Below are 20,456 nucleotides of genomic sequence, written 5' to 3'. Positions count from 1 at the left end.
GCGGGGGAGATGCGGTTACTGCAGGGTTAGCTGGCGGCGGTAACCGGCTGGCTGAGCAGATCCAGCAGCGTAACCGGTTGATGCAGTGCAGCACTGCGCTGCGCTTTCTCGAGAAAGGTTAAGCCACTCAACGCGGTATCAATACCCTGGCTGTAATCATTATGCTCACCGCGCAAACTGTGCGCGATATCCACGTAATAATTGGCAAAGGCTTCGATAAACCCGGCAGGATGACCGGCTTTGAAGCGGCAGTAGCGCGGCAGATTGGCGATGCGGTTGGCGTTATCGGTACGATCAATTAACGTGACCTGCCCCTGTGCGTTGGTGAGCTTCAGGGTCTCCGGTTCGACCTGGAGCCATTCGGCACTGCCTTTATCACCCATCACCCGGATGCGTAAGCCATTGCGGTAACCCAGTGCGGCTTTGCCATACCAATACTGGCACACCAGGCCGTCTTCATAACGGGAAACGGCATGTACGGTATCGATGATATTGGGCAGCGAGGTGAAGTGGCTATTGATGGCATACACATCGGTTGCCCGGCGTTGCGCGACAAAATCCACCAGCTGATGGACATGTACACCGAGATCGAGAGAGACAGTTGGGATCACGCCGTCAGATTGTCGCCAGCTTTGCGGACGAGCGACTTCACCGGCCGGATTGCGGCGACTAAAGCCTTCCTGCGGCATTTCCACCAGCACTTGCTGAATATCGCCGAGCTCGCCATCCGCGATGCGCTGACGCAGTTCGCGCACCATCGGGTAGCCACTGTAGTTATAGGTGACATACAGACGACCACCGGTGCGTTGCAGGGTACGGTGCACCAGCTGGGCGCTGGCGACGGACTCGACCAGCGCTTTTTCACAAATCACGGCGACGCCGTATTCCAGACAGCGCACGATCACATCGAGATGATGGGGTGTCGGTAGTAAAATCACCACGGCGTCCAGTTGGTCATGTTCGGCAGCCAGTAACGCCTCGTAATGGCCATACAGGCGTTCTGCCGGGATCCCCCACGCCTGTGCCGTTTGCTGGTTGATTTGCGCATCGCGACTGAAACAACCGGCGACCAGCTGGAACTCGCCATCCATCTGGCAGGCAATTTTATGCGTCTGGCCGATGGCGGAATTCATCCCGCCACCGAGAAAGGCCAGCTTGAGTGGCTGGGTCATAATGATCTCTCCTGTTGTATCGACGGGTTGAGATATTGGTTCAGATGAGGAGTCAACTCTGCCAGCGTGGTCAGGCTGTCGCATTCGGCAAACACCAGACCCGCGCGATCGCGTGGTGCGGCCTCCAGCGCGTCGCCTGGCATTTTCAGCGGGATCACATCAAGAATCTGTGCCGGCAGCGCCGCGAAATGGAAGCCAGGGAAACGGGTCGGCTGGGCCACCGAAACGGTATGACGGGCAATAAAACGCTGACGCACCGGACGGCGCTGATCAAAATGGTCGTCCAGCCTGATAAAAGGGGCGACGAAGTGGCTACAGTAAGGCACTCCGGTGGAGAGGCTGACCAGGCGGCTGTAGAGATCGCCAGGGCAACGGCGCGTCAGTTCGATCAACCAAAAATCGTTGCCGTTAGTCATAAACTGGGTGTGCAGCAGACCATCAACCAGACCAAGTTGTGCGGTTAGCGTCGCCAGACAATCACTGACCCGATCCTGCATTGCGCAACTGAGCTGGGTGGTGAGGGAGCTGCTGTTAACCTGCCACGGGTAAACGGTGCAAAACTCATCGACAAAGAATTCGCAGACGATTTCACCGTTGCGGATAAACGCGGAATGGCTGTGCAGCGAACCCTGAATAAATTGTTCAATCAGCGCCTCGCCGCTGCGCGATGCCTGGCGGGCAGCAGCAAAAGCGGCGGGTAACTGTGCGCGTTCGCTGATATGCGTAATTCCCAGTCCGCTGTACGCATCCACGGGTTTCACGATTAATGGTAAAGGGAGCGTTTCGCTCTCACTTAGCTGGTCCACCGCGGCGGGCACCGGGAAATGATGGGTCAGCGCCCAGCGACGGAACTGATCTTTCTGAAACAACGTGTCACTGACGTCAGGGGTGTCAAATCCGGGAAAGCCAAGCTGTTCCGCCACGCGCGATCCGGTGAGATAAGACACATCGGTAACGCCGGGCAGCAGCGCTGAAATGCGCCATTCGCGGCACAGATCCATCACCTGTTGCACATCACCATAGTTAACCGGACTGCTGTCATCCGCGCAGCGATGGCCTGGGTCCTGGTTTTTACTGCCACAGACCGCAGTGCGGTAACCCTGCTGGCGTAAAACATCGAGAAAGGGCAGCGATGCGAATCCCGCATCCAGCAGCAGCGCCCGTGAGGGTGAAGACATGGCGTCCAACCTTAGCCTGAGTAAATTTAACGGCTTTATTTTATGCAACTGACCCGGGGAACAATGGCTTAAACAGACGGGCTTTTTGCCCTGATTTGCCGGGTTCCCGCGTGGTATGGCGGCAAGTTGCTGTAACGGGCAGATAAAACCGTGACGCAGGTCAGTTTGTGAGCAAGTTCCAGGGAAGGAGAGCGTGATTTCAGGTAAAAAGGGGCTGCAATTGCCGGTAAGCTGACGTGCTCTGCGTCAGATTCAATGATGGATTATAATCAGTCTGATAAGGAATAATTATGCCAAACGCTAATAACGTTAATTCGCTTGCCAGTTTTAATCGGCAATCACTATTATCTACGCCAGCAACATCACATATCAGAAATACAGCTGTCACATCCCTGGGGAATAGTTCAGCCCGGCTGTCATTACCACCACAATTATTACCTAATCGAGTTTTAACCCGCGCGACCAGTTTATCTTTACCGGTATTATCTTCTCGTGGCAAAGTGGATAATCAATTTACCCGCTCTATTCGGTCCCTGGTGCCTGTCACTCATCCCGCACCTCAGCGACCCTCTCCGGTAAAGGCAATGGATTGCCGTCGCGAGATGAATAATAAAAAACAGCGCGTTACCGGTGATTGGGGTGTGCAGGATATATTGTACTCGGGAGATAATATAAAGCAGGCGGTAAAAGAAATTCATCAGGAAAAATGCGGCTGAGCAGCTGGCGAAACTCACATTAAATAAGCGTGAGAACAAGCAGAATGAACAACTCAAACAGGATGTATTAAGTAGCATACGCCAATCTGGCAAATGGAATCATCAGGCAATTGATATTGCGGTTGACGCGCTGGTGAAGGCATTCAATATTCGACTGAATATTTATGATGCAGATTTGGGCTCCACCACTCAGGTAGGGGATGCGCAACATTCACAACAGACGATAAATTTACAAATAATCAGGCTGTATGGTCAGGAACATTATCAATTGGTCGATAATTCCGGTGTCGTTCACGATGTGGCAGCAGACGGAAATTGTTTTTTTGCTTCAGTATCGCTTGGGCTATACGGTGATGAAGATTCCTGGCGTCATCTGAGGAATGAAACGGCTAATTATGTGGAGAATCATTGGGGGGATTATAAGGAATTTATTTCAGAGCCGTCAGAAGAGGAGTTATTGGATGAGCGCTTGTCAGGACTGACGGAAAGCAGACCGCATATAAAAGATAACATTCTCGATATCACCGCAAGAAACTTGAAAAAGAACCTATGCAGTTTTATTGATCGGAGCGTAACGCCGGTACAGGTGATTGCAGAAGCAGATGAAGTTACTTTGCGAAATGTACTACATCACTTTTTATCGATCTTTGATGTGCAAAAGCTGGCTGAAATAAAGCAGGCGATTACCCGCTGGCAGCTGGACCCGGTAGAGGAAAAACGACAGCTGGGGCGCTTAGAAGCACTGGCACAACGTTCTCAACATAGTTTGCGCTGCCTGGAGTTTCGCGAGCAGGCCAGTCAGCAAAAATACAAAGATGTTAATTCACTGAAGATTTTCGCGACGGCCGTCTGCAATGATCTGGTGACCATTATAGTGGGTACAGGTGTTAACCCCCATCAGCTGCTGGCTTTCCTTGAGACATCGGAAGCCGCCAATCTGCTCCAGGATGCCGGATTACTTGGTGCCACCTGTGAAGATCTGGCTGATATATTGCAGGGAACGGCAGAAGACCCCGATTTACCACGCGAGTACTTGCGTATAAATGAGCCATCGGTTCAGCGTCAGATAGAGCAATTAAAAGAAGATTTTGAAGAAAGTCTGCTAGAACTGGCGCGGTTTGATCCTGATATCGATGTCCAGGGTTTTTTCATGATGAGTGACCGGGAATTAGATGAGCACTATAGCCCGGAAAATTATAACCACACTGATAAACTGGATGATGTGGTAAGCAGAGAGGGCGTTAACAAAAAAGATGTTATCGCGCATCGGGTCAGGCGTTTATTAGAGAAGCTTTTTATGCAACGCGTGGCGGTTAACAATCTTTTTGACGATGTGGTATACAACGGCCCGCTGTTTATGGTGAGGAGTGTGATCAACCCGGAACAGAGAGAATTATATTATGATGGCCAAATCAGCGAAAGAAGTGTCAGGCTTCATCTGAATAATAACCGTGCGGAAAGGACTGGCAGCCTGAAGCAGCATATGGCAGGTGCACCTTTTATTTTCGGTGAGGGCAGTCCAGTCACCGATATGAACCTGGACGGCCTAAATTATGGTTGTAAAGGGCTGAGTATTGAGGTGTTAAACCGGGAATTGATCGACAATCCGGCTATCTCAACATTTCGTTTGAATCGTATTGGTCTCTGGAGTAATACGATAATCCCCCAGATAACCCGAACTGGTGTTATGGATTTCCACTGGATGGACGGGTTAGCGGATGACACGCTAGAGGCCTTATTTCAGGGACTCAGAAACCCGGAAAGAAACGATGAACTGGATAGCTTATTATTGTTCTCCTCTTTAATGCGTATCGGTAAGACAATCAAAGGGGGCACATTCGATGAACATCAGATTGCCGGGCTTATCGAGGCAGGTCTTGAACCGTTCACGCTGGACAAACTTTCGCTGAAACTGGATGAACTTGCCTGGCTGTTATTTATGCTCCCTTATGGTGTCGATGGGGGACGGGGTATTATTGATATTGCCGCGCAGATCGATGACGAACGTGTGCAGGATGAAGTACCTTATAACCCCACCGCTGACTGGAAAATGCTGGTCACCACACTGGCAAATAAGAGGAGGTTCAAAGAAATACTCGAAAGGCGTCTGCAAGTCTTACAGGCAAGAATCGATAATATTCCGGTTACAGAGTTCTACCGCTATCTGGCCCAGCAAAGCAAAATCGTCGTTATTGAGGAAAGCGAGGCACAGGAATTTTTGGCTTCTTTTGACCCGTCGGGTCGGATGGCGCATACCCCTCCGACAGAACAACCAGCCCAACCTTATGTGGTGCTGCGCTCTAATTCCCTCGAAGCCTATGACGGAAGGTCAATGGATCCGATAGAATTCTATCGGTTTGAGAATTCCAACTTTTCCGTGCTGCGGGCTATTGTTGAGATCGATGCTATTCGCCAGGCGAATGTGAGCAGACGCAAACCCACTGATGCGGAAAATCGGCAGGCGCTGGAACGTTTTGCGTTGAACATCTTAGCACGGCTGAAAGGTTAAAAAACTCAGCAGCGGCGCGCTTTATCGCACCGCTGCTTAATATGTCAGAAAAAGAGGAGGTGCATCGGAAAACTAAACCTGTTTTTTTATTTCACGTCAGGAATATAAAAAGCCTGTTGTAATGTCGCTGAGCAAATATGCCTGGCGTCAGATTAAATGATGGATTATCAAGGCTTAATAAGGAATATATCATGCCAGACTTTCATAATGTTCATTCATTAGTGAGTTTTAATCGCCAGTCCACATTATCTACCCGTCCACCTGCATTGAAAAAAATAACAACAGTTGCATCTTTAAATAATACCACTGAAACAATTGCTTCACGCATTATGCCACCACCACTCCGGCCAGAGCGGAATCTATCCTCTGCTGCCAGTCAATCTTTCCCTTTCCGCAACCATGCAGACAGTAAATTTATCCGTTCAATTCAGAAAATAGCGCCATTTAGCATCGCGCAGAAAAGACCGTCTTCGGTTATGGAGATTACCTGTGGTCGCAAAGAGCAAGTTAAAAGTAAACGCTTTGATCCCAGCTGGGGGGCGAGCGATATATTAAAATCAGGGAGTGAAGCAAGACATAATGCAAAAGTAAAAAAATCGATCCAAAAAAACGCCACACAGTTGCTGGAAAAACTTTCATTACAGACGAAAGAAAAAAGTGAAAGCGAAAAAGCAAAAGAAAATTTATTAAGTTGCATTCGCGAGGAAGGCAGATGGGATCATGATGCCATCGATATTGCAGTGGATGCGCTGGCTAATGCCTGCAATATACGAATCCGAATCTATGATGCTGATGTGGGAATGATTGCTGATGCCGGTCAGGAGCAGAATGCACAGAGAACCATTAATTTACAAAGAGTCAGGATTCGCGGTTATGAGCATTATCAATTTATCGATAACGCAGGTTACGTGCATGATGTGGCGGCCGATGGCAATTGTTTGTTCCGCTCAGTATCCATGGCGTTGTACGGCGATCAAGACTCCTGGATTTATTTAAGAGGTCAGACAGCAGATCATATTGAAAATCACTATGATATTTATCGGGAATTTGTTCGGGTAGCACCGTTGGAGCGGGCACCAGATATAACCGGGCAGGAAAAAAAGCTTGAAGATCTCTTGCCAGATCTTACGCTAAGTAAGCCACACGTTAAGGATACTATTCTGGATAACTTCTCAACGTCATTGCAAAAGGATTTATGCAGTTTTATCGGGAAAAATCTTACACCATCACAAGTCATTACTGAAAAAGACCTAAGGATTCTGAGAAACGTATTACATCATTTTTTATCGATCTACGATGCCAATAGATTGGCAGGAATAAAGGAAGCTATTGCCAACTGGATAGATGACCCGGTGGAGCAAAAGAGGATCTTCGGTCATTTACAACGACAGATGGAGCGAGCGCAGGAGGGTCTGCATAACCTTGATTTTAAGGAGCAGGTTAGCAGGCAAAAAATCAAGGAAATGAGTTCACTGAAGATTTTTGCTGATGCCATTAACAATGACCTCGTGACCGTTCTGTTAGAACCCGGAATCAATCCCCACCAGCTGCTGACTTTCCTTGAGCAGGCAGAAGCCGCAACATTGATACAGAAAACGGGATTATTGGGAACCGCACTGGAAGACCTGGGGGAAATTGTGCGGGATGCGGAAGAAGATCCTGATTTACCCGAGGATTGCCTGCGCATAAAAGAATCCGCGGTTCAGGAACAGATAGAGAATTTAAAAGAGTGCTTTGAGAAAGATTTGATCGAACTGGCACACTTTGTTAATAACATCGATTTTGAAGGACATTTCTTTCTGAATGAGCGGCAATTAGACGAGAACTATAGCATCGAAAACTATAATTACACTGACAATCTTGATGATGTTGTCGCCAGAGATGGAGTAATTAAAGAGGATTTGGTCGCTAACCGGAACAGGCGATTGTTAGAGCTACGTTATATGCAACGCCTTCCCATGAATAATCTACAGGAGAATGCGGAATATAATAGTCCGTTATTTATGATGAGGAGTATTATTAATCCAGAAGAGAGGGGGTTGTATTATGATGGCAATCTTAGCGAAAAAAGCATCAGGCATCACCTCAGCAACAATCGTGCAGCCCGTATGGCCAGTCTGAGGCAGCATATGATCGCAGCACCGTTTATTCTCGGTGAAGGTTTGCCCATTACCGATATGAATCTGGAAGGCCTCCCTTATGGGGATAAAGGATTAAGCTATAAAATGCTCAGGGAGGAATTAATAGATAATCTCGCTATCTCAATATTTCGTCTCAATCGTATTGGTCTCTGGAGTAACCTGCATATCCCGGAAATAACCCGCACCGGGAAAATAGATTTTCACTGGATGGATGGTCTCAGCGATGATTCGCTTGAGTTATTATTTCACGCATTCAGAAATCCTGAGAAAAACGACGACTATGATAGTTTATTATTGTTAACTTCATTGAAAAATATTGGCAAAAAACTTAATGGAGAAAAATTTGACGAGCACCAAATTGGGAAGTTAATTCAGGATGGCCTGTATCCCTACACACTGGAAAGGCTATCACTGAAACTGGATGATTTGGCATATCTGCTGTTTTTATTCCCAAATGGTGTGGATGGCGGGAGGGGTATCCTTGATATTGCTGCAAAGATCAATGAAGAACGTGCCGAAGGCGAGCCTCCTTATCATCCTCACGCGGACTGGAAAAAGCTGGTGTCCTCGCTAGCGCTGGATAAAACCAGGCGGGCCAGTTTCGCAGAGCGTTTTCAGGTATTGCAAGCAACCATTGATGCGATTACGGGGCCGCAGCTCTACAGCTATCTGGCCCGGCATGTGAATATAATGGTGATTGAGGAAAACGCGGTGCACGACTTTGTCGCTTATTATCAACCGAACGGAGTGGTCAGTTTCATACCACCCGCCGATCAGCCAAATGAACCCTGGCTGTTGCTGCGTCCGGATTATTTAGAGGTTTACGATGGCGAAGGGGTATCACTCGGTGAATTTTTCCGTTTTGAAAACACCAGTTTTTCCGCACTGCGCGCCATTATTGATTCTGAAGCGTCGATTTTCTACGATACTTACGGTCGTTTACCGACCGATTCAGAAAACAGGGAAGCGCTAGAGCGTCTTGCTAAACAAATTTTAGCGTTGCATAAAGCGCAGGAAACCCGCCAAAATTCTGTCTGACAGGTTATCTTTCCGCAGCGGCACGATTCAGCGTGCCGCTACCATAAAAAAAGTAACCATCCTGTTACAGAACCCGCCTAATCTGCCGATAACCCCTTTCAGAATCACACCAATTATTGCCTTATTTTTTCCATTTTCTGGGGTGTCTATGCGCTTCAATTATGACTTGTTACCCGGTGAGCTACTGACTTTTGAAGAGATCGCATTGCGCTACACGCAACAGCATCCTGACGAAAAAGAGCTTACCTCCCGCGGGTTGCTGAGCCCGTCAACCAGCTATCGCAATTTGATTATCCGCGCAGTGTTTGCCCAACAGGAGATCAATAGCCCGCTGGAAGATCTGTTATTTGTCTCGGATGATAACGAACGTAAAAACTATCTGCGCCGTTTTGAGCATTACCTGAAAAACCAGCAGGCTTTCCTTTATTTCCGTCGTACTGATGAAATAAAGAAAGAAAATCGCTGGAAGGTGGTGGGGGAAACCCGGGTCTATGCGATGCTCGATCCGCATTCTGCCGAGGCGCAAAACATGCTGGCGAGCCGTGGTTTTAAGCTGGTACTGATGCGCCAGAATGAAGAGGATGAATACTGGCAGTTGTTCGACCCACAGGCGCACCCTTGTTTCCCGCTGTCACGCAAAGTGCAATTCCTGGTGGTACTGAGTACGCCGCAACATAAAGTACCGATCGCAGTGATGCCCGGCATCGAAGTGGGCAGGCGGGTTAAAGCCAGAGTTTTCCAGCGCGACAGCCAGGCCGAATTTAGCGCCGCAGTAAAGGCGCGTTATGGTGCCTGCATTATCACCGGTACCCGGCTGACCGAGCGCCATAGTTGGCCCTGGGTTGAAGCCTGCCATATCGATACCCAGGAAAATGATGATGGATTTCTCGCCGATAATAGCGTGGACAACGGTTTGTTCCTGCGTAGTGACTTACAACGGCTGTTTATCAACCGAATGTTAAGCATTGATGCGGAAACCGGCCAGGTGTTGTTCAAATCACAACTGGAAAGCGACGATAACATTAATCCTTTTTATCAGGTGCTTGAGGGTAAAACCTGTGCACTGTGGGATGCGGTGCCGCCCGGCACGCGGCAGCGTCTGCGTAATCTGCGTTAATCTCCCGATGGATGGCGGCTCATGATGCTGCCATCTATTACAAATTTGAAATAACCGCGCTTTGCCCGCCTATTCACCCAATCAAAACACCCTACAGAATTGGATAATCATGCCGATAACTTTACTAACGCAGGGTAGTCAACGTGAACGATCTCTATACCGCCGATGGCGTGATGGATAAACATTCGCTCTGGCAGCGCTACGTTCCTCTGGTGCGGCATGAAGCGCTGCGTCTGCAGGTGCGCTTGCCAGCCAGCGTTGAACTTGACGATCTGCTGCAGGCCGGTGGCATTGGTTTACTGAACGCCGTGGAGCGCTACGACGCGTTACAGGGCACTGCCTTTACCACTTACGCCGTGCAGCGTATCCGGGGATCAATGCTGGATGAATTGCGTAGTCGTGACTGGGCACCACGCAGCGTTCGCCGCAATGCGCGCGAAGTGGCGGGTGCGATGCATCAGGTAGAACAAGCGATGGGGCGCGCGGCTACCGAGCAGGAAGTGGCTGAGCAATTGAATGTTTCGCTGGAAGAGTATCGGCAGATTCTGCTGGATACCAACAACAGCCAGCTCTTCTCCTACGACGAGTATCGGGAAGAACACGGTGACAGCGCAGAGCTGGTGACGGAAGGGCATGAAGAAGCCAACCCGCTTCATCAACTGATGGAAGGGAATCTGCGTGAGCGCGTAATTGAAGCGATCGAGGCGTTGCCCGAGCGTGAAAAATTGGTGCTGACACTGTACTACCAGGAAGAACTGAACCTGAAAGAGATTGGCGCGGTGCTTGAAGTGGGCGAATCCCGCGTCAGCCAGCTGCACAGTCAGGCGATTAAACGCCTGCGTGCCCGATTAACGGGAGCGCGCTGACAGAATCAGTTCCTGGCGATCCAAAAATAATAAAACCGGGGACTCAGCAATGGGAGCCAAATCCAAAGCCAGACCTTTAAGTCGCTACCTTAAAGACTACAAGCACAGCCAAAGCAATTGTTCGCACTGTGGCAAAGTTCTTGACCGTATGGCGTTAGTGTTCCGTGGCCAGATTATCAATAAAGAGGCCATCGCACGGATGGACCAGATGATTGACGATCAGGTCTGGATGAAACTCCAGCCGGAATTGACTGCCTTGTGTCGTTTTTGCAGCGATATTTTTTGTAATACTCATCCGAATTACTTCGATATCATGGCGTTCAAACAATACCTCTTTGAACAGACTGAGATGAGTCACAGCACCATTCGTGAATACGTGGTGCGGTTACGTCGTCTCGATGACATGCTTAAGGCGAAAAACTTCCCGGCAGAACGCTTGCGGGGCAACAGCTGGCATGAATGTCTGGAGAACGATTTACCTGATGCCGGTAACAACAACTACCGCATCGCTTTGCGCAAATATGACCAGTTTTTAGGCTGGCAGCGCAGTTAACTGTGATCCTCCTCCCTGTTGTTGTCGAAGACGTCAGCAACAGGGACCGCACCCGGTGATTTCCGGGTGCGACTTCTCTCATCTTCTGCAACACTGTAAGAATAATCGCACTTAGCCCGAATGGAGGCTGCATTGTCCTTACATCTTTTGCACCAGTATCCCCGTCTTGAATTACTCGGTGCACCTACGCCGCTGGAACACCTGCCACGTCTGTCTGACTATCTGGGCCGTGATATTTTTATCAAACGCGATGATTTCACGCCGATGGCGTTCGGCGGCAATAAACTGCGCAAACTTGAATTTCTGGCGGCCGATGCCCTGCGCGAAGGCGCGGATGTGTTGCTGACCGCGGGCGCTATCCAGTCGAACCATGTGCGCCAGACCGCCGCGGTAGCAGCGCGTCTTGGCCTGAAATGCGTGGCGTTGCTGGAAAACCCGATTGGTACCACCGCCGCAAACTACCTCACTAACGGCAATCGGCTGCTGCTGGATCTGATGGATGTGGAAGTGGTGATGGTGGAGGCGTTGCACAACCCAACCGCACAGCTGGCGGAGCAGGCCATCCGCCTGGAAGCGCAGGGATTTCGTCCTTATGTGGTGCCCGTTGGCGGCTCCAATGCGCTCGGGGCGCTGGGATATGTCGAGTGCGCACAGGAAATCGCCCATCAGAGCGAAGGGGTGGTGGATTTTGCTGCGGTGGTTGTCGCGTCCGGTAGCGCCGGTACCCATGCCGGTCTGGCGGTTGGTCTGGAGCAGTTGCTGCCAGATAGCGAGCTGGTGGGGGTGACGGTGTCGCGTAAAGTGGCCGATCAGTTGCCAGTGGTGGAGCGCATCCGCAGTGCGCTGGCACAGCAGCTGGAGGTCACCGCTCAGGCACCGATTACCCTGTGGGATGACTATTTTGCCCCGCGCTACGGTGAACCGAACGAAGAAGGGATGGACGCGGTCAAGCTGCTGGCGCGACTGGAAGGCATCATGCTTGACCCGGTGTACACCGGCAAAGCCATGGCCGGGCTCATTGATGGTATCAGTCAGCAGCGCTTCCGCCGCGAAGGGCCACTATTATTTGTTCATACCGGCGGTGCGCCCGCGTTATTTGCTTATCATCCTTCGGTCTGAGGCGCGGCTGAAAAAAGGTTTATAATCCGCCCGTTATTTGACTTGCCCGGTTAAGTAGCGCTAATAACGATAGTGCGGCAGATGTGGTTTTTGCCGCCTCACAACACACAACTCACAAATAATAAATGGGGTAACTATGGCTTTCTCACAGATTCGTCGCCAGCTGGTGATGGGCGTGATGGCGGTGGCGTTAGTCGCTGGCTTCAACGTGAAAACCTTTGCGGCAGAAAATCTGCTCAATAAAGTTAAAGAGCGCGGTACGCTGCTGGTGGGTCTGGAAGGGACGTATCCACCGTTCAGCTTCCAGGATGAAAACGGCAAGCTGACCGGTTTTGAAGTCGAGTTTGCTCAGCAACTGGCCCAGCATCTCGGCGTCAAAGCCAGCCTGAAACCGACCAAATGGGACGGCATGCTGGCGGCGCTGGATTCAAAACGCATTGACGTTGTCATCAATCAGGTGACTATTTCTGACGAGCGTAAGAAGAAATATGACTTCTCCACGCCGTACACCATTTCCGGTGTGCAGGCGCTGACACTGAAGAAAAACGCGGGCAGCATCAGTAAGCCGGAAGATCTCTCAGGTAAGAAAGTGGGGGTTGGCCTCGGTTCTAACTATGAACAATGGCTGCGCGATAACGTCAAGGGTGTAGATATCCGCACCTATGATGATGACCCGACCAAATATCAGGATCTGCGTTCTGGCCGTCTTGATGCCATCCTGGTTGATCGCCTGGCTGCGCTGGATCTGGTAAAGAAAACCGGCGATACCATGGCAGTGGCCGGTCCGGCCTTCTCCCGTCTGGAATCGGGTGTGGCACTGCGTAAAGGCAATGATGATTTGCTGAACGCGATTAATGCCGCCATTGCTGAGATGCAAAAAGATGGCTCGCTGAGCAAGCTCTCCGAGAAATGGTTCGGCGCGGACGTCACTAAATAATGCAGGAAAGCCTACAACTGGTGCTGGATTCAGCACCATTTCTCCTTAAAGGCGCGGTGTTCACCCTTCAGCTGAGTATCGGCGGGATGTTCTTTGGCCTGATACTTGGCTTTGTGCTGGCATTGATGCGCCTGTCCCACTTCTGGCCAATTAACTGGCTGGCCCGCATTTACGTCTCGATCTTTCGCGGTACCCCGCTGATCGCCCAGCTGTTTATGATCTACTACGGTCTGCCGCAGTTTGGTATCGAGCTGGACCCGATTCCTTCCGCGATGATTGGCCTGTCGCTTAACACCGCAGCCTATGCCTCGGAATCGCTGCGTGGTGCCATCGCGGCGATTGAGCGTGGACAGTGGGAAGCGGCCGCCAGTATCGGTATGACGCCGTGGCAGACACTGCGGCGCGTGATCCTGCCGCAGGCGGCGCGGACGGCATTGCCACCGCTGGGCAACAGCTTTATCAGCCTGGTGAAAGACACCTCGCTGGCGGCGACCATTCAGGTGCCGGAGTTATTCCGTCAGGCGCAGCTGATCACCTCGCGTACCCTTGAGGTATTTACCATGTATCTGGCCGCGTCGGTGATTTATTGGGTGATGGCTACGGTACTTTCTGCCTTGCAGAACCGGCTGGAAGCGCATGTAAATCGTCAGGATCGGGAGGTGAAATGAGTGCCATTGAAGTTCGTCAGCTGGTGAAGCAATTTCACGGCCAGACGGTGCTGCACGGTATCGATCTGGACGTGGCTTCCGGCGAAGTTGTCGCCATTATCGGACCGAGTGGCTCGGGTAAAACTACGTTATTGCGCAGTATCAACCTGCTGGAAGTGCCGGATAGTGGGCGCATCAGGGTCGGGGATATCTCGGTCGATGCCGCACTGGGCATCCACAAGCAGAAAGAGTTGGTACGGCGTCTGCGTCAGCAGGTTGGTTTTGTGTTCCAGAACTTCAATCTGTTTCCTCACCGCTCGGTGCTGGAAAATATCATTGAGGGGCCGGTAATCGTCAAAGGCGAGCCGAAAGCGGAAGCCATTGCGCGCGCGCGCTCGCTGCTGGAGAAAGTCGGCTTGCAGGGTAAGGAAGAGAGCTTCCCACGCCGGTTGTCCGGTGGACAGCAGCAGCGCGTGGCGATTGCGCGTGCGCTGGCGATGCGGCCGCAGGTGATTTTGTTTGATGAACCGACGTCCGCTCTCGATCCTGAGCTGGTGGGGGAGGTGCTGAATACCATTCGCGCGCTGGCGGAAGAGAAACGCACCATGGTCATCGTCACCCACGAAATGAGCTTTGCCCGTGATGTTGCTGACCGCGCGATCTTTATGGATCAGGGACGCATCGTAGAGCAGGGGCCGTCAAAGGCGCTGTTTAGCAACCCACAGCAGGCGCGTACCCGGCAATTTCTCGATAAATTCCTTAGTCAATAATCCTCAACGCCGCAATTCAGTTGCGGCGTTTTTTACTCTTCTGACTCGATTATTCCCTGGCTGAATAACAGGTGAAATATTCTTAATTGTGAGGGGTGTTGATATTCTGTTGACAGTGACGGTGGTTCCTGACCGTTTAAATAAATGAAGTAAATCATTAGCCTGCTTATTTACAAATAAAGATAAAACCACGTAACGCATTGTTATATCAGGACCAGTGAAAAACTTTTAAGAGTTTCGCTACAGTAATGCAGCATCTCCTGCCCGATAATTGCCCCTTAATCAAAAAAAGTACTCGCCATTTATCTGCCTCACATTTTTCACATTTCAGACCTACACAGCGGGAGTTAATCTTATGAATAACACCAGGAGCGATGAAATATTGTGGGTAAACACCCTCAAAGGGACCTGCATATTACTGGTTGTGCTCTATCACACGGTCTTACCCGGATTTGAGAATACGGTGCAGTATCTGTCGGCAGGATGGATTCCGGCTGAGTTATGGGTGAAGTTCAATACGGTATTGTCGCCACTGCGTATGCCAGCCTTTTTCTTTGTGTCGGGATTGCTGGCGGCGAACGGGATTATGAATCGCCCGTGGAAACAGGTATTTACCAGTCGGATTACCAACCTGTTCTATCTCTATATTTTATGGGGATTTATTCAGTGGTGGTCAATTGTTGGTATCTCCTCTGAAATTACCGGGCAGCGTATTTCCGAAAACCTGAATGCGGCGTATGCAGGTTCTTTACTTGAGTTTCTTAAGCTGACCTTCCTCGCTATGAGTACTTCCTGGTATCTGTATGGTCTGGGCATTTACTTCCTGCTCGCCAGGATCTTCCGTAAGCAGAAAATAGCGTTGCTGGTGGTGGCGGTGGTGCTGAATTATCTGGCCGTAGAGAAGATTATTCCTTTCTGGGGACCACAAAGCCTGGCGCAATATTTCCTGTTCTTCCTGATGGGGGCATTCTGGAGCCCGCTGATGCTGCGCCTGAGCGAATGGCGGCGTGAGAATATTGTGCCCTGGGCGCTGCTGGCGGCCATTGCCGGTGTCCATGTGATCTTCGGTATGAACCGCAGCCTGTTTATGTGCCTGATTGCGGTGCTGTGCAGCGTGGCAATTTGTCGCTGGCTGAATGCCCATTTCCGTATGAGCTGGCTCAACTGGATTGGACGTAACACGTTACAGATTTACGTTATTCACCGCATCTTCATTGAGTTCTTTGGTATGTCGGCGATTCTGTTTGCCCAGCGTCATCATCTGTTCGAGCAAACGTGGTTTTCCGTGCTGTGGGCATGTCTCTACCCGATAGCGATCGTCACCATCTGTTCGCTGTGCTCGGTACTGGTGTGGTCATTAACCAATCGTGGTCTGGGGCAGTCCTTGTTTGTCTTCCCCACTCTGATTGGTATGAAACGTAAAAAAACTGCGGCGTAGCGGTACGGTTTATCGCCGGAGAACAAACGTGCGAAATAAATTGCGCCGCTACAAACCGTGCAAGATGGATGCAGGCATACCAAATTCACCACAGCGTAGCGGCGCGATTTATCGCGCAATAAGATCTGCAAGCGGCCTTGTTACAGGGCCGCTTTGCTTTTCAATATCAACCAATGGTCATCAGGCTGGCGTTACCCCCAGCAGCGGCGGTATTGACGCTGAGCGAGCGCTCAATCAACAACCGTTCCAGCAGCAGATTGGTTTCACCACGGGCAAAGCCCTGCACGGAAACAATCGCACCGTCACGCGCGGCAACCTGTTCACACAGGCTACGCAGCTGATCGGCATCACCGTGGTAGATCACCGCATCAAACTCACCGGCCAGCACATCTTTTGCCAGCGTAATACGTTGTTGAACCGCCGCAGGTAACGCCGCGCGCAGCGTCCGATGCAGTTCATCATCCGGCCACAACGCATGGCTGCCGACGCTGGTGACGGCTGCCAGTTGCGCCAGCGTATCCTGTTCATTATCGGCGATACACAATACCTGCTCACGCGGTAACAGGGTGAAGGTGTTGCGCTCACCGGTCGGACCCGGCAGCACGCGCACCGTACCGGCCTGTGTCAGCTGTTCATAGCGCTGCGTCAGGGCCAGTAGTTCAGGTTTGTCCTGTGCCCATTGTTGCAGTGCCTGATGGGCGTTGAGCAGCGTGGTGCGCAGCACGCTGTCCACCGGGCGCTCGGCATCCTGGCGATCAAAAGTCGTGCGCAGTGCAGCATCCGGGCGGTTTGCCAGCAGACGATAGAGATAGAGTGGGCCACCGGCTTTCGGACCGGTACCCGACAAGCCTTCACCCCCAAACGGTTGCACGCCGACCACGGCACCGACCATATTGCGGTTCACATACAGGTTGCCAACTTTCGCTCCGGCGGTGACCTGCGCAATGGTTTCATCGATACGGGTGTGTACGCCGAGCGTCAGGCCATAACCGGAGGCGTTGATCTGATCGATCAGCTGCGGCAGGTTATTGCGTGCGAAACGCACCACATGCAGCACCGGACCAAATACCTCTTTGTCGAGATCGCTGACCTGTTCCAACTCAATCAGCGTTGGTTTAACAAAGGTGCCCGTCGCCCATTCTTTGCTGTCCTGCGGATTTTCCTGTGCGGCCTGGTAAATGGTGAAGCCTTTACTGCGCATCGCCTGAATGTGACGCTCAATATTGGCTTTGGCTTCGGCATCAATCACCGGACCCACATCGGTGGAGAGGCGCTCCGGATTTCCCATGCGGCATTCGGCCATGGCACCACGCAGCATTTTCAACGTGTGATCGGCCACATCATCCTGCACACACAGCAGACGCAGGGCGGAGCAACGCTGTCCGGCGCTATCAAACGCGGAGGCAACGATATCCACCACCACCTGCTCGGTCAGCGCTGAGGAATCGACGATCATCGCGTTCATCCCTCCTGTTTCGGCAATCAGCGGCGTTGGACGACCCTGCGGATCAAGACGACCAGCAAGATTGCGCTGCAGCAGGGTGGCGACGGCGGTAGAACCGGTGAACATCACACCGCGCACGCGTTCGTCTCCGGTCAACTGAGCACCCACGGTTTCCCCCAGGCCTGGCAACAGTTGCAGCACGCCAGACGGCACACCGGCATCCAGCATAATCTGTACTGCCTGGGCGGCGATCAGTGGCGTCTGCTCGGCCGGTTTCGCCAGCACGCTGTTGCCTGCGGCAAGAGCGGCGGCAATCTGACCGCTGAAAATCGCCAGCGGGAAGTTCCACGGACTGATACACACCACCGGACCCAGCGGGCGATGGGTGACATTGTCGAAATCATCACGCACCATGCCTGCGTAGTAGTAGAGGAAATCCACCGCTTCACGGACTTCGGCGATGGCGTTGTTGTAGGTTTTGCCCGCCTCGCGCACCAGCAGGCCAATCAGTTGCTGCATCTGGCCTTCCATCATTTCGGCAGCGCGTTCCAGAATGGCGGCGCGTTCCTGCGGTGGGGTGGCAAACCAGATCGGACCGGCATTCACCGCAGCATCCAGTGCTTGTGACACCTCCTGAGATGTGGCTTCGCGCACGCTGCCCACCACATCAGCAGGAGCTGACGGGTTGAGCACCGGACGGCCGCTACCGGCACCCAGTTCACCGTCAATCAACGGCTGGGCCTGCCACGGCTGGCTGGCGCTGTTCAGCAGGGCGCTGGACAACGACGCCAGACGGTGTTCGTTCGCCATGTCGAGACCGGCGGAGTTAACGCGTTTTTCACCATACAATTCGCGCGGCAATGGAATTTTCGCGTGCGGCAGGCCAATCGCCCCTTCGCTCGCGCCCATTTTTTCCACCGCCGTGACCGGATCGGCCACCAGTTCATCAATCGGCAGCGAAGTATCGGCGATGCGGTTCACGAACGAGGTGTTAGCTCCGTTTTCCAGCAGACGGCGTACCAGATACGCCAGCAGGGTTTCATGGGTGCCGACGGGTGCATAAATACGACATGGGCGATTGAGCTTGCCATCGGCGACTTTGCCCACCACCTGCTCATACAAGGGTTCTCCCATGCCATGCAGGCACTGGAATTCGTACTGGCCTGGATAGTAGTTGTTACCCGCCAGCTGATAAATCGCCGCCAGCGTATGGGCGTTATGAGTGGCGAACTGTGGATAGATCAGGTTTGGCACCGCCAGCAGTTTGCGTGCGCAGGCCAGGTAGGAGATATCGGTATACACTTTGCGGGTATAGACCGGGTAGCCTTCCAGGCCGTCGATCTGGGCGCGTTTGATTTCGCTGTCCCAGTAGGCGCCTTTCACCAGACGGATCATCAGACGACGACGGCTGCGCTGAGCCAGATCTACCAGGTAATCAATCACGAATGGACAGCGTTTCTGGTAGGCCTGAATCACAAAGCCAATCCCGTTCCAGCCTTCCAGCTCCGGTTCAAAGCACAGTTTTTCCAGCAGATCGAGCGACAGTTCGAGACGGTCAGCTTCCTCGGCATCGATGTTAATGCCGATGTCGTAAGAGCGCGCCAGCAGCGTCAACGATTTCAGCGTCGGGTAGAGTTCTTCCATCACACGTTCATACTGCGCGCGGCTGTAGCGCGGATGCAGTGCCGACAACTTGATGGAGATACCCGGACCTTCGTAAATGCCACGACCATTAGAGGCCTTACCAATGGCATGTATGGCCTGCTGATAGGAGACCAGGTAGGCTTTGGCATCACTGGCGGTGAGTGCCGCCTCACCCAGCATATCGTAAGAATAACGGAAGCCTTTTTCTTCCAGCTTGCGTGCGTTAGCCAGCGCTTCAGCGATGGTTTCACCGGTTACAAACTGTTCCCCCATCAAACGCATCGCCATATCCACACCTTTGCGGATCAACGGCTCACCACTCTTACCAATGATGCGGTTAAGGGAACGGGACAGGTTAGCCTCATTGTGGGTGGACACCAGACGACCGGTGAACAACAGGCCCCAGGTGGCGGCATTAACGAACATCGACGGACTGCGACCGAGATGCGACTGCCAGTTGCCATTGCTGATTTTGTCGCGAATGAGTGCATCACGCGTCGGTTTATCTGGAATACGTAGCAAAGCCTCGGCCAGGCACATCAGCGCCACCCCTTCCTGAGAAGAGAGGGAGAACTCCTGCAACAAACTTTGCACCATTCCGGCGCGCCCGGTTGCACCTTTCTGATGCCGGAGTTTATCGGCGAGGGTGTAAGCCAGCTGATGGGTTTTTTCCGCCAGCGGGGCCGGGAGACGTGCCTGTTCCAGCAGCATCGGGACGGCATCGGTTTCCGGACGACGCCATGCGGCGGTAATGGCTGAACGTGTCACCGACTGCGGCAGAATATGCTCGGCGAAATCAAGGAACGGTTGCAGGGGTTCTTCAGCTGACGCGTCTTCCTGCGCCGTATCGCTGGATTGCAATGGAATCTCTGGCAGCGAATCCCCGGCCTCAAGTTGCGCCAGATAGTTAAAAATCGCCTGTTTAATCAACCAGTGTGGCGTGCGATCGATCTTCTGCGCTGCCAGTTTAATGCGATCGCGGGTGGCGTCATCCAGCTTCACCCCCATGGTGGTGGTTCCCATGTTTTCCTGTTCCTCAAAAAGAATAGTTTGATGTCCGGTGTGAACTGCACTATCACTTATGTTGCAACTTTGTGCAACCTTGTTAATTGTGCGCTAAGTCATTGGTCTGAGGTTTATTGCAAGAATCTCGCCAGGGTTGCACCT

The 20,456-nt window shown here is 52.0% G+C and carries 14 protein-coding genes; 11 read left to right on the top strand and 3 right to left on the bottom strand.

Features of this window, described 5'->3' with window-relative positions; all coding sequences use genetic code 11:
* Window positions 1–26: 26 nt before the first annotated feature.
* On the bottom strand, window positions 27–1,172 hold the full coding sequence (locus AC6I8X_RS11795; protein ID WP_313687671.1) for a Gfo/Idh/MocA family protein: 1,146 nt from the start codon (window positions 1,170–1,172) through the stop codon (window positions 27–29).
* Window positions 1,169–2,350, bottom strand: a complete 1,182-nt coding sequence (locus tag AC6I8X_RS11790; RefSeq protein ID WP_497839839.1) for an ATP-grasp domain-containing protein — start codon at window positions 2,348–2,350, stop codon at window positions 1,169–1,171. The genes AC6I8X_RS11795 and AC6I8X_RS11790 overlap by 4 nt, the downstream gene beginning before the upstream one ends.
* 290 nt (window positions 2,351–2,640) lie before the next feature.
* Here AC6I8X_RS11790 and AC6I8X_RS11785 point away from each other — a divergent pair, with 290 nt between their 5' ends.
* The 11 genes from AC6I8X_RS11785 to AC6I8X_RS11735 all read left to right on the top strand — a co-directional run bounded on the left by AC6I8X_RS11785 (window position 2,641) and on the right by AC6I8X_RS11735 (window position 16,201).
* Complete coding sequence (locus AC6I8X_RS11785; RefSeq protein ID WP_497839838.1) at window positions 2,641–3,066, top strand: hypothetical protein; 426 nt, start codon at window positions 2,641–2,643, stop codon at window positions 3,064–3,066.
* A gap of 133 nt (window positions 3,067–3,199) precedes the next feature.
* Window positions 3,200–5,575, top strand: a complete 2,376-nt coding sequence (locus tag AC6I8X_RS11780; protein ID WP_497839837.1) for an OTU domain-containing protein — start codon at window positions 3,200–3,202, stop codon at window positions 5,573–5,575.
* 191 nt (window positions 5,576–5,766) lie between these two features.
* Window positions 5,767–8,754: an OTU domain-containing protein gene (locus AC6I8X_RS11775; protein ID WP_497839836.1), complete on the top strand. Its 2,988-nt coding sequence runs from the start codon at window positions 5,767–5,769 to the stop codon at window positions 8,752–8,754.
* Window positions 8,755–8,902: 148 nt separating this feature from the next.
* Window positions 8,903–9,871 (top strand): HNH endonuclease signature motif containing protein, encoded by a 969-nt coding sequence (locus AC6I8X_RS11770; protein WP_313687663.1) that lies wholly within the window; start codon window positions 8,903–8,905, stop codon window positions 9,869–9,871.
* A 143-nt stretch (window positions 9,872–10,014) separates the two neighbouring features.
* Complete coding sequence (locus AC6I8X_RS11765; RefSeq protein ID WP_084875557.1) at window positions 10,015–10,737, top strand: RNA polymerase sigma factor FliA; 723 nt, start codon at window positions 10,015–10,017, stop codon at window positions 10,735–10,737.
* A 49-nt stretch (window positions 10,738–10,786) separates the two neighbouring features.
* Window positions 10,787–11,290, top strand: a complete 504-nt coding sequence (gene fliZ, locus AC6I8X_RS11760) for a flagella biosynthesis regulatory protein FliZ (RefSeq protein WP_013509525.1) — start codon at window positions 10,787–10,789, stop codon at window positions 11,288–11,290.
* 132 nt (window positions 11,291–11,422) lie between these two features.
* Window positions 11,423–12,409, top strand: a complete 987-nt coding sequence (locus AC6I8X_RS11755; RefSeq protein ID WP_313689038.1) for a D-cysteine desulfhydrase — start codon at window positions 11,423–11,425, stop codon at window positions 12,407–12,409.
* A gap of 136 nt (window positions 12,410–12,545) precedes the next feature.
* Window positions 12,546–13,346 carry a cystine ABC transporter substrate-binding protein gene (gene tcyJ / locus AC6I8X_RS11750; RefSeq protein ID WP_208715439.1) on the top strand — a complete coding sequence of 267 codons (801 nt, stop codon included), beginning with the start codon at window positions 12,546–12,548 and terminating at the stop codon, window positions 13,344–13,346.
* Window positions 13,346–14,014, top strand: coding sequence for a cystine ABC transporter permease (tcyL, locus tag AC6I8X_RS11745; RefSeq protein ID WP_084875548.1), 669 nt, complete (start codon window positions 13,346–13,348; stop codon window positions 14,012–14,014). Before tcyJ ends, tcyL begins: the two co-directional genes overlap by 1 nt.
* Window positions 14,011–14,763 carry an L-cystine ABC transporter ATP-binding protein TcyN gene (tcyN, locus tag AC6I8X_RS11740; protein ID WP_299451675.1) on the top strand — a complete coding sequence of 251 codons (753 nt, stop codon included), beginning with the start codon at window positions 14,011–14,013 and terminating at the stop codon, window positions 14,761–14,763. The genes tcyL and tcyN overlap by 4 nt, the downstream gene beginning before the upstream one ends.
* 355 nt (window positions 14,764–15,118) lie before the next feature.
* The gene (locus AC6I8X_RS11735; RefSeq protein ID WP_313689041.1) at window positions 15,119–16,201 is read left to right on the top strand and encodes an acyltransferase family protein; all 1,083 of its coding nucleotides are present in this window, start codon (window positions 15,119–15,121) and stop codon (window positions 16,199–16,201) included.
* Window positions 16,202–16,367: 166 nt separating this feature from the next.
* On the opposite strand, the gene putA is transcribed toward AC6I8X_RS11735, so the two are convergent.
* Window positions 16,368–20,312, bottom strand: coding sequence for a trifunctional transcriptional regulator/proline dehydrogenase/L-glutamate gamma-semialdehyde dehydrogenase (gene putA, locus AC6I8X_RS11730; protein WP_497839835.1), 3,945 nt, complete (start codon window positions 20,310–20,312; stop codon window positions 16,368–16,370).
* Between the last annotated feature and the right edge of the window lie 144 nt (window positions 20,313–20,456).

The sequence above is a fragment of the Pantoea sp. X-Soil-TKNS-1280 genome (assembly GCF_059730475.1).
Note: the sequence above shows the minus strand (reverse complement) of the source record. Positions and strands in the feature narration are given on the sequence as shown.

Bases quoted from the DNA above. Each gene is read 5' to 3' on its own strand.
- AC6I8X_RS11795 (WP_313687671.1), bottom strand. From the start codon at position 1,172: ATGACCCAGCCACTCAAGCTGGCCTTTCTCGGTGGCGGGATGAATTCC.
- AC6I8X_RS11790 (WP_497839839.1), bottom strand. From the start codon at position 2,350: ATGTCTTCACCCTCACGGGCGCTGCTGCTGGATGCGGGATTCGCATCG.
- AC6I8X_RS11785 (WP_497839838.1), top strand. From the start codon at position 2,641: ATGCCAAACGCTAATAACGTTAATTCGCTTGCCAGTTTTAATCGGCAA.
- AC6I8X_RS11775 (WP_497839836.1), top strand. From the start codon at position 5,767: ATGCCAGACTTTCATAATGTTCATTCATTAGTGAGTTTTAATCGCCAG.
- AC6I8X_RS11770 (WP_313687663.1), top strand. From the start codon at position 8,903: ATGCGCTTCAATTATGACTTGTTACCCGGTGAGCTACTGACTTTTGAA.
- fliZ (WP_013509525.1), top strand. From the start codon at position 10,787: ATGGGAGCCAAATCCAAAGCCAGACCTTTAAGTCGCTACCTTAAAGAC.
- tcyJ (WP_208715439.1), top strand. From the start codon at position 12,546: ATGGCTTTCTCACAGATTCGTCGCCAGCTGGTGATGGGCGTGATGGCG.
- tcyL (WP_084875548.1), top strand. From the start codon at position 13,346: ATGCAGGAAAGCCTACAACTGGTGCTGGATTCAGCACCATTTCTCCTT.
- tcyN (WP_299451675.1), top strand. From the start codon at position 14,011: ATGAGTGCCATTGAAGTTCGTCAGCTGGTGAAGCAATTTCACGGCCAG.
- AC6I8X_RS11735 (WP_313689041.1), top strand. From the start codon at position 15,119: ATGAATAACACCAGGAGCGATGAAATATTGTGGGTAAACACCCTCAAA.
- putA (WP_497839835.1), bottom strand. From the start codon at position 20,312: ATGGGAACCACCACCATGGGGGTGAAGCTGGATGACGCCACCCGCGAT.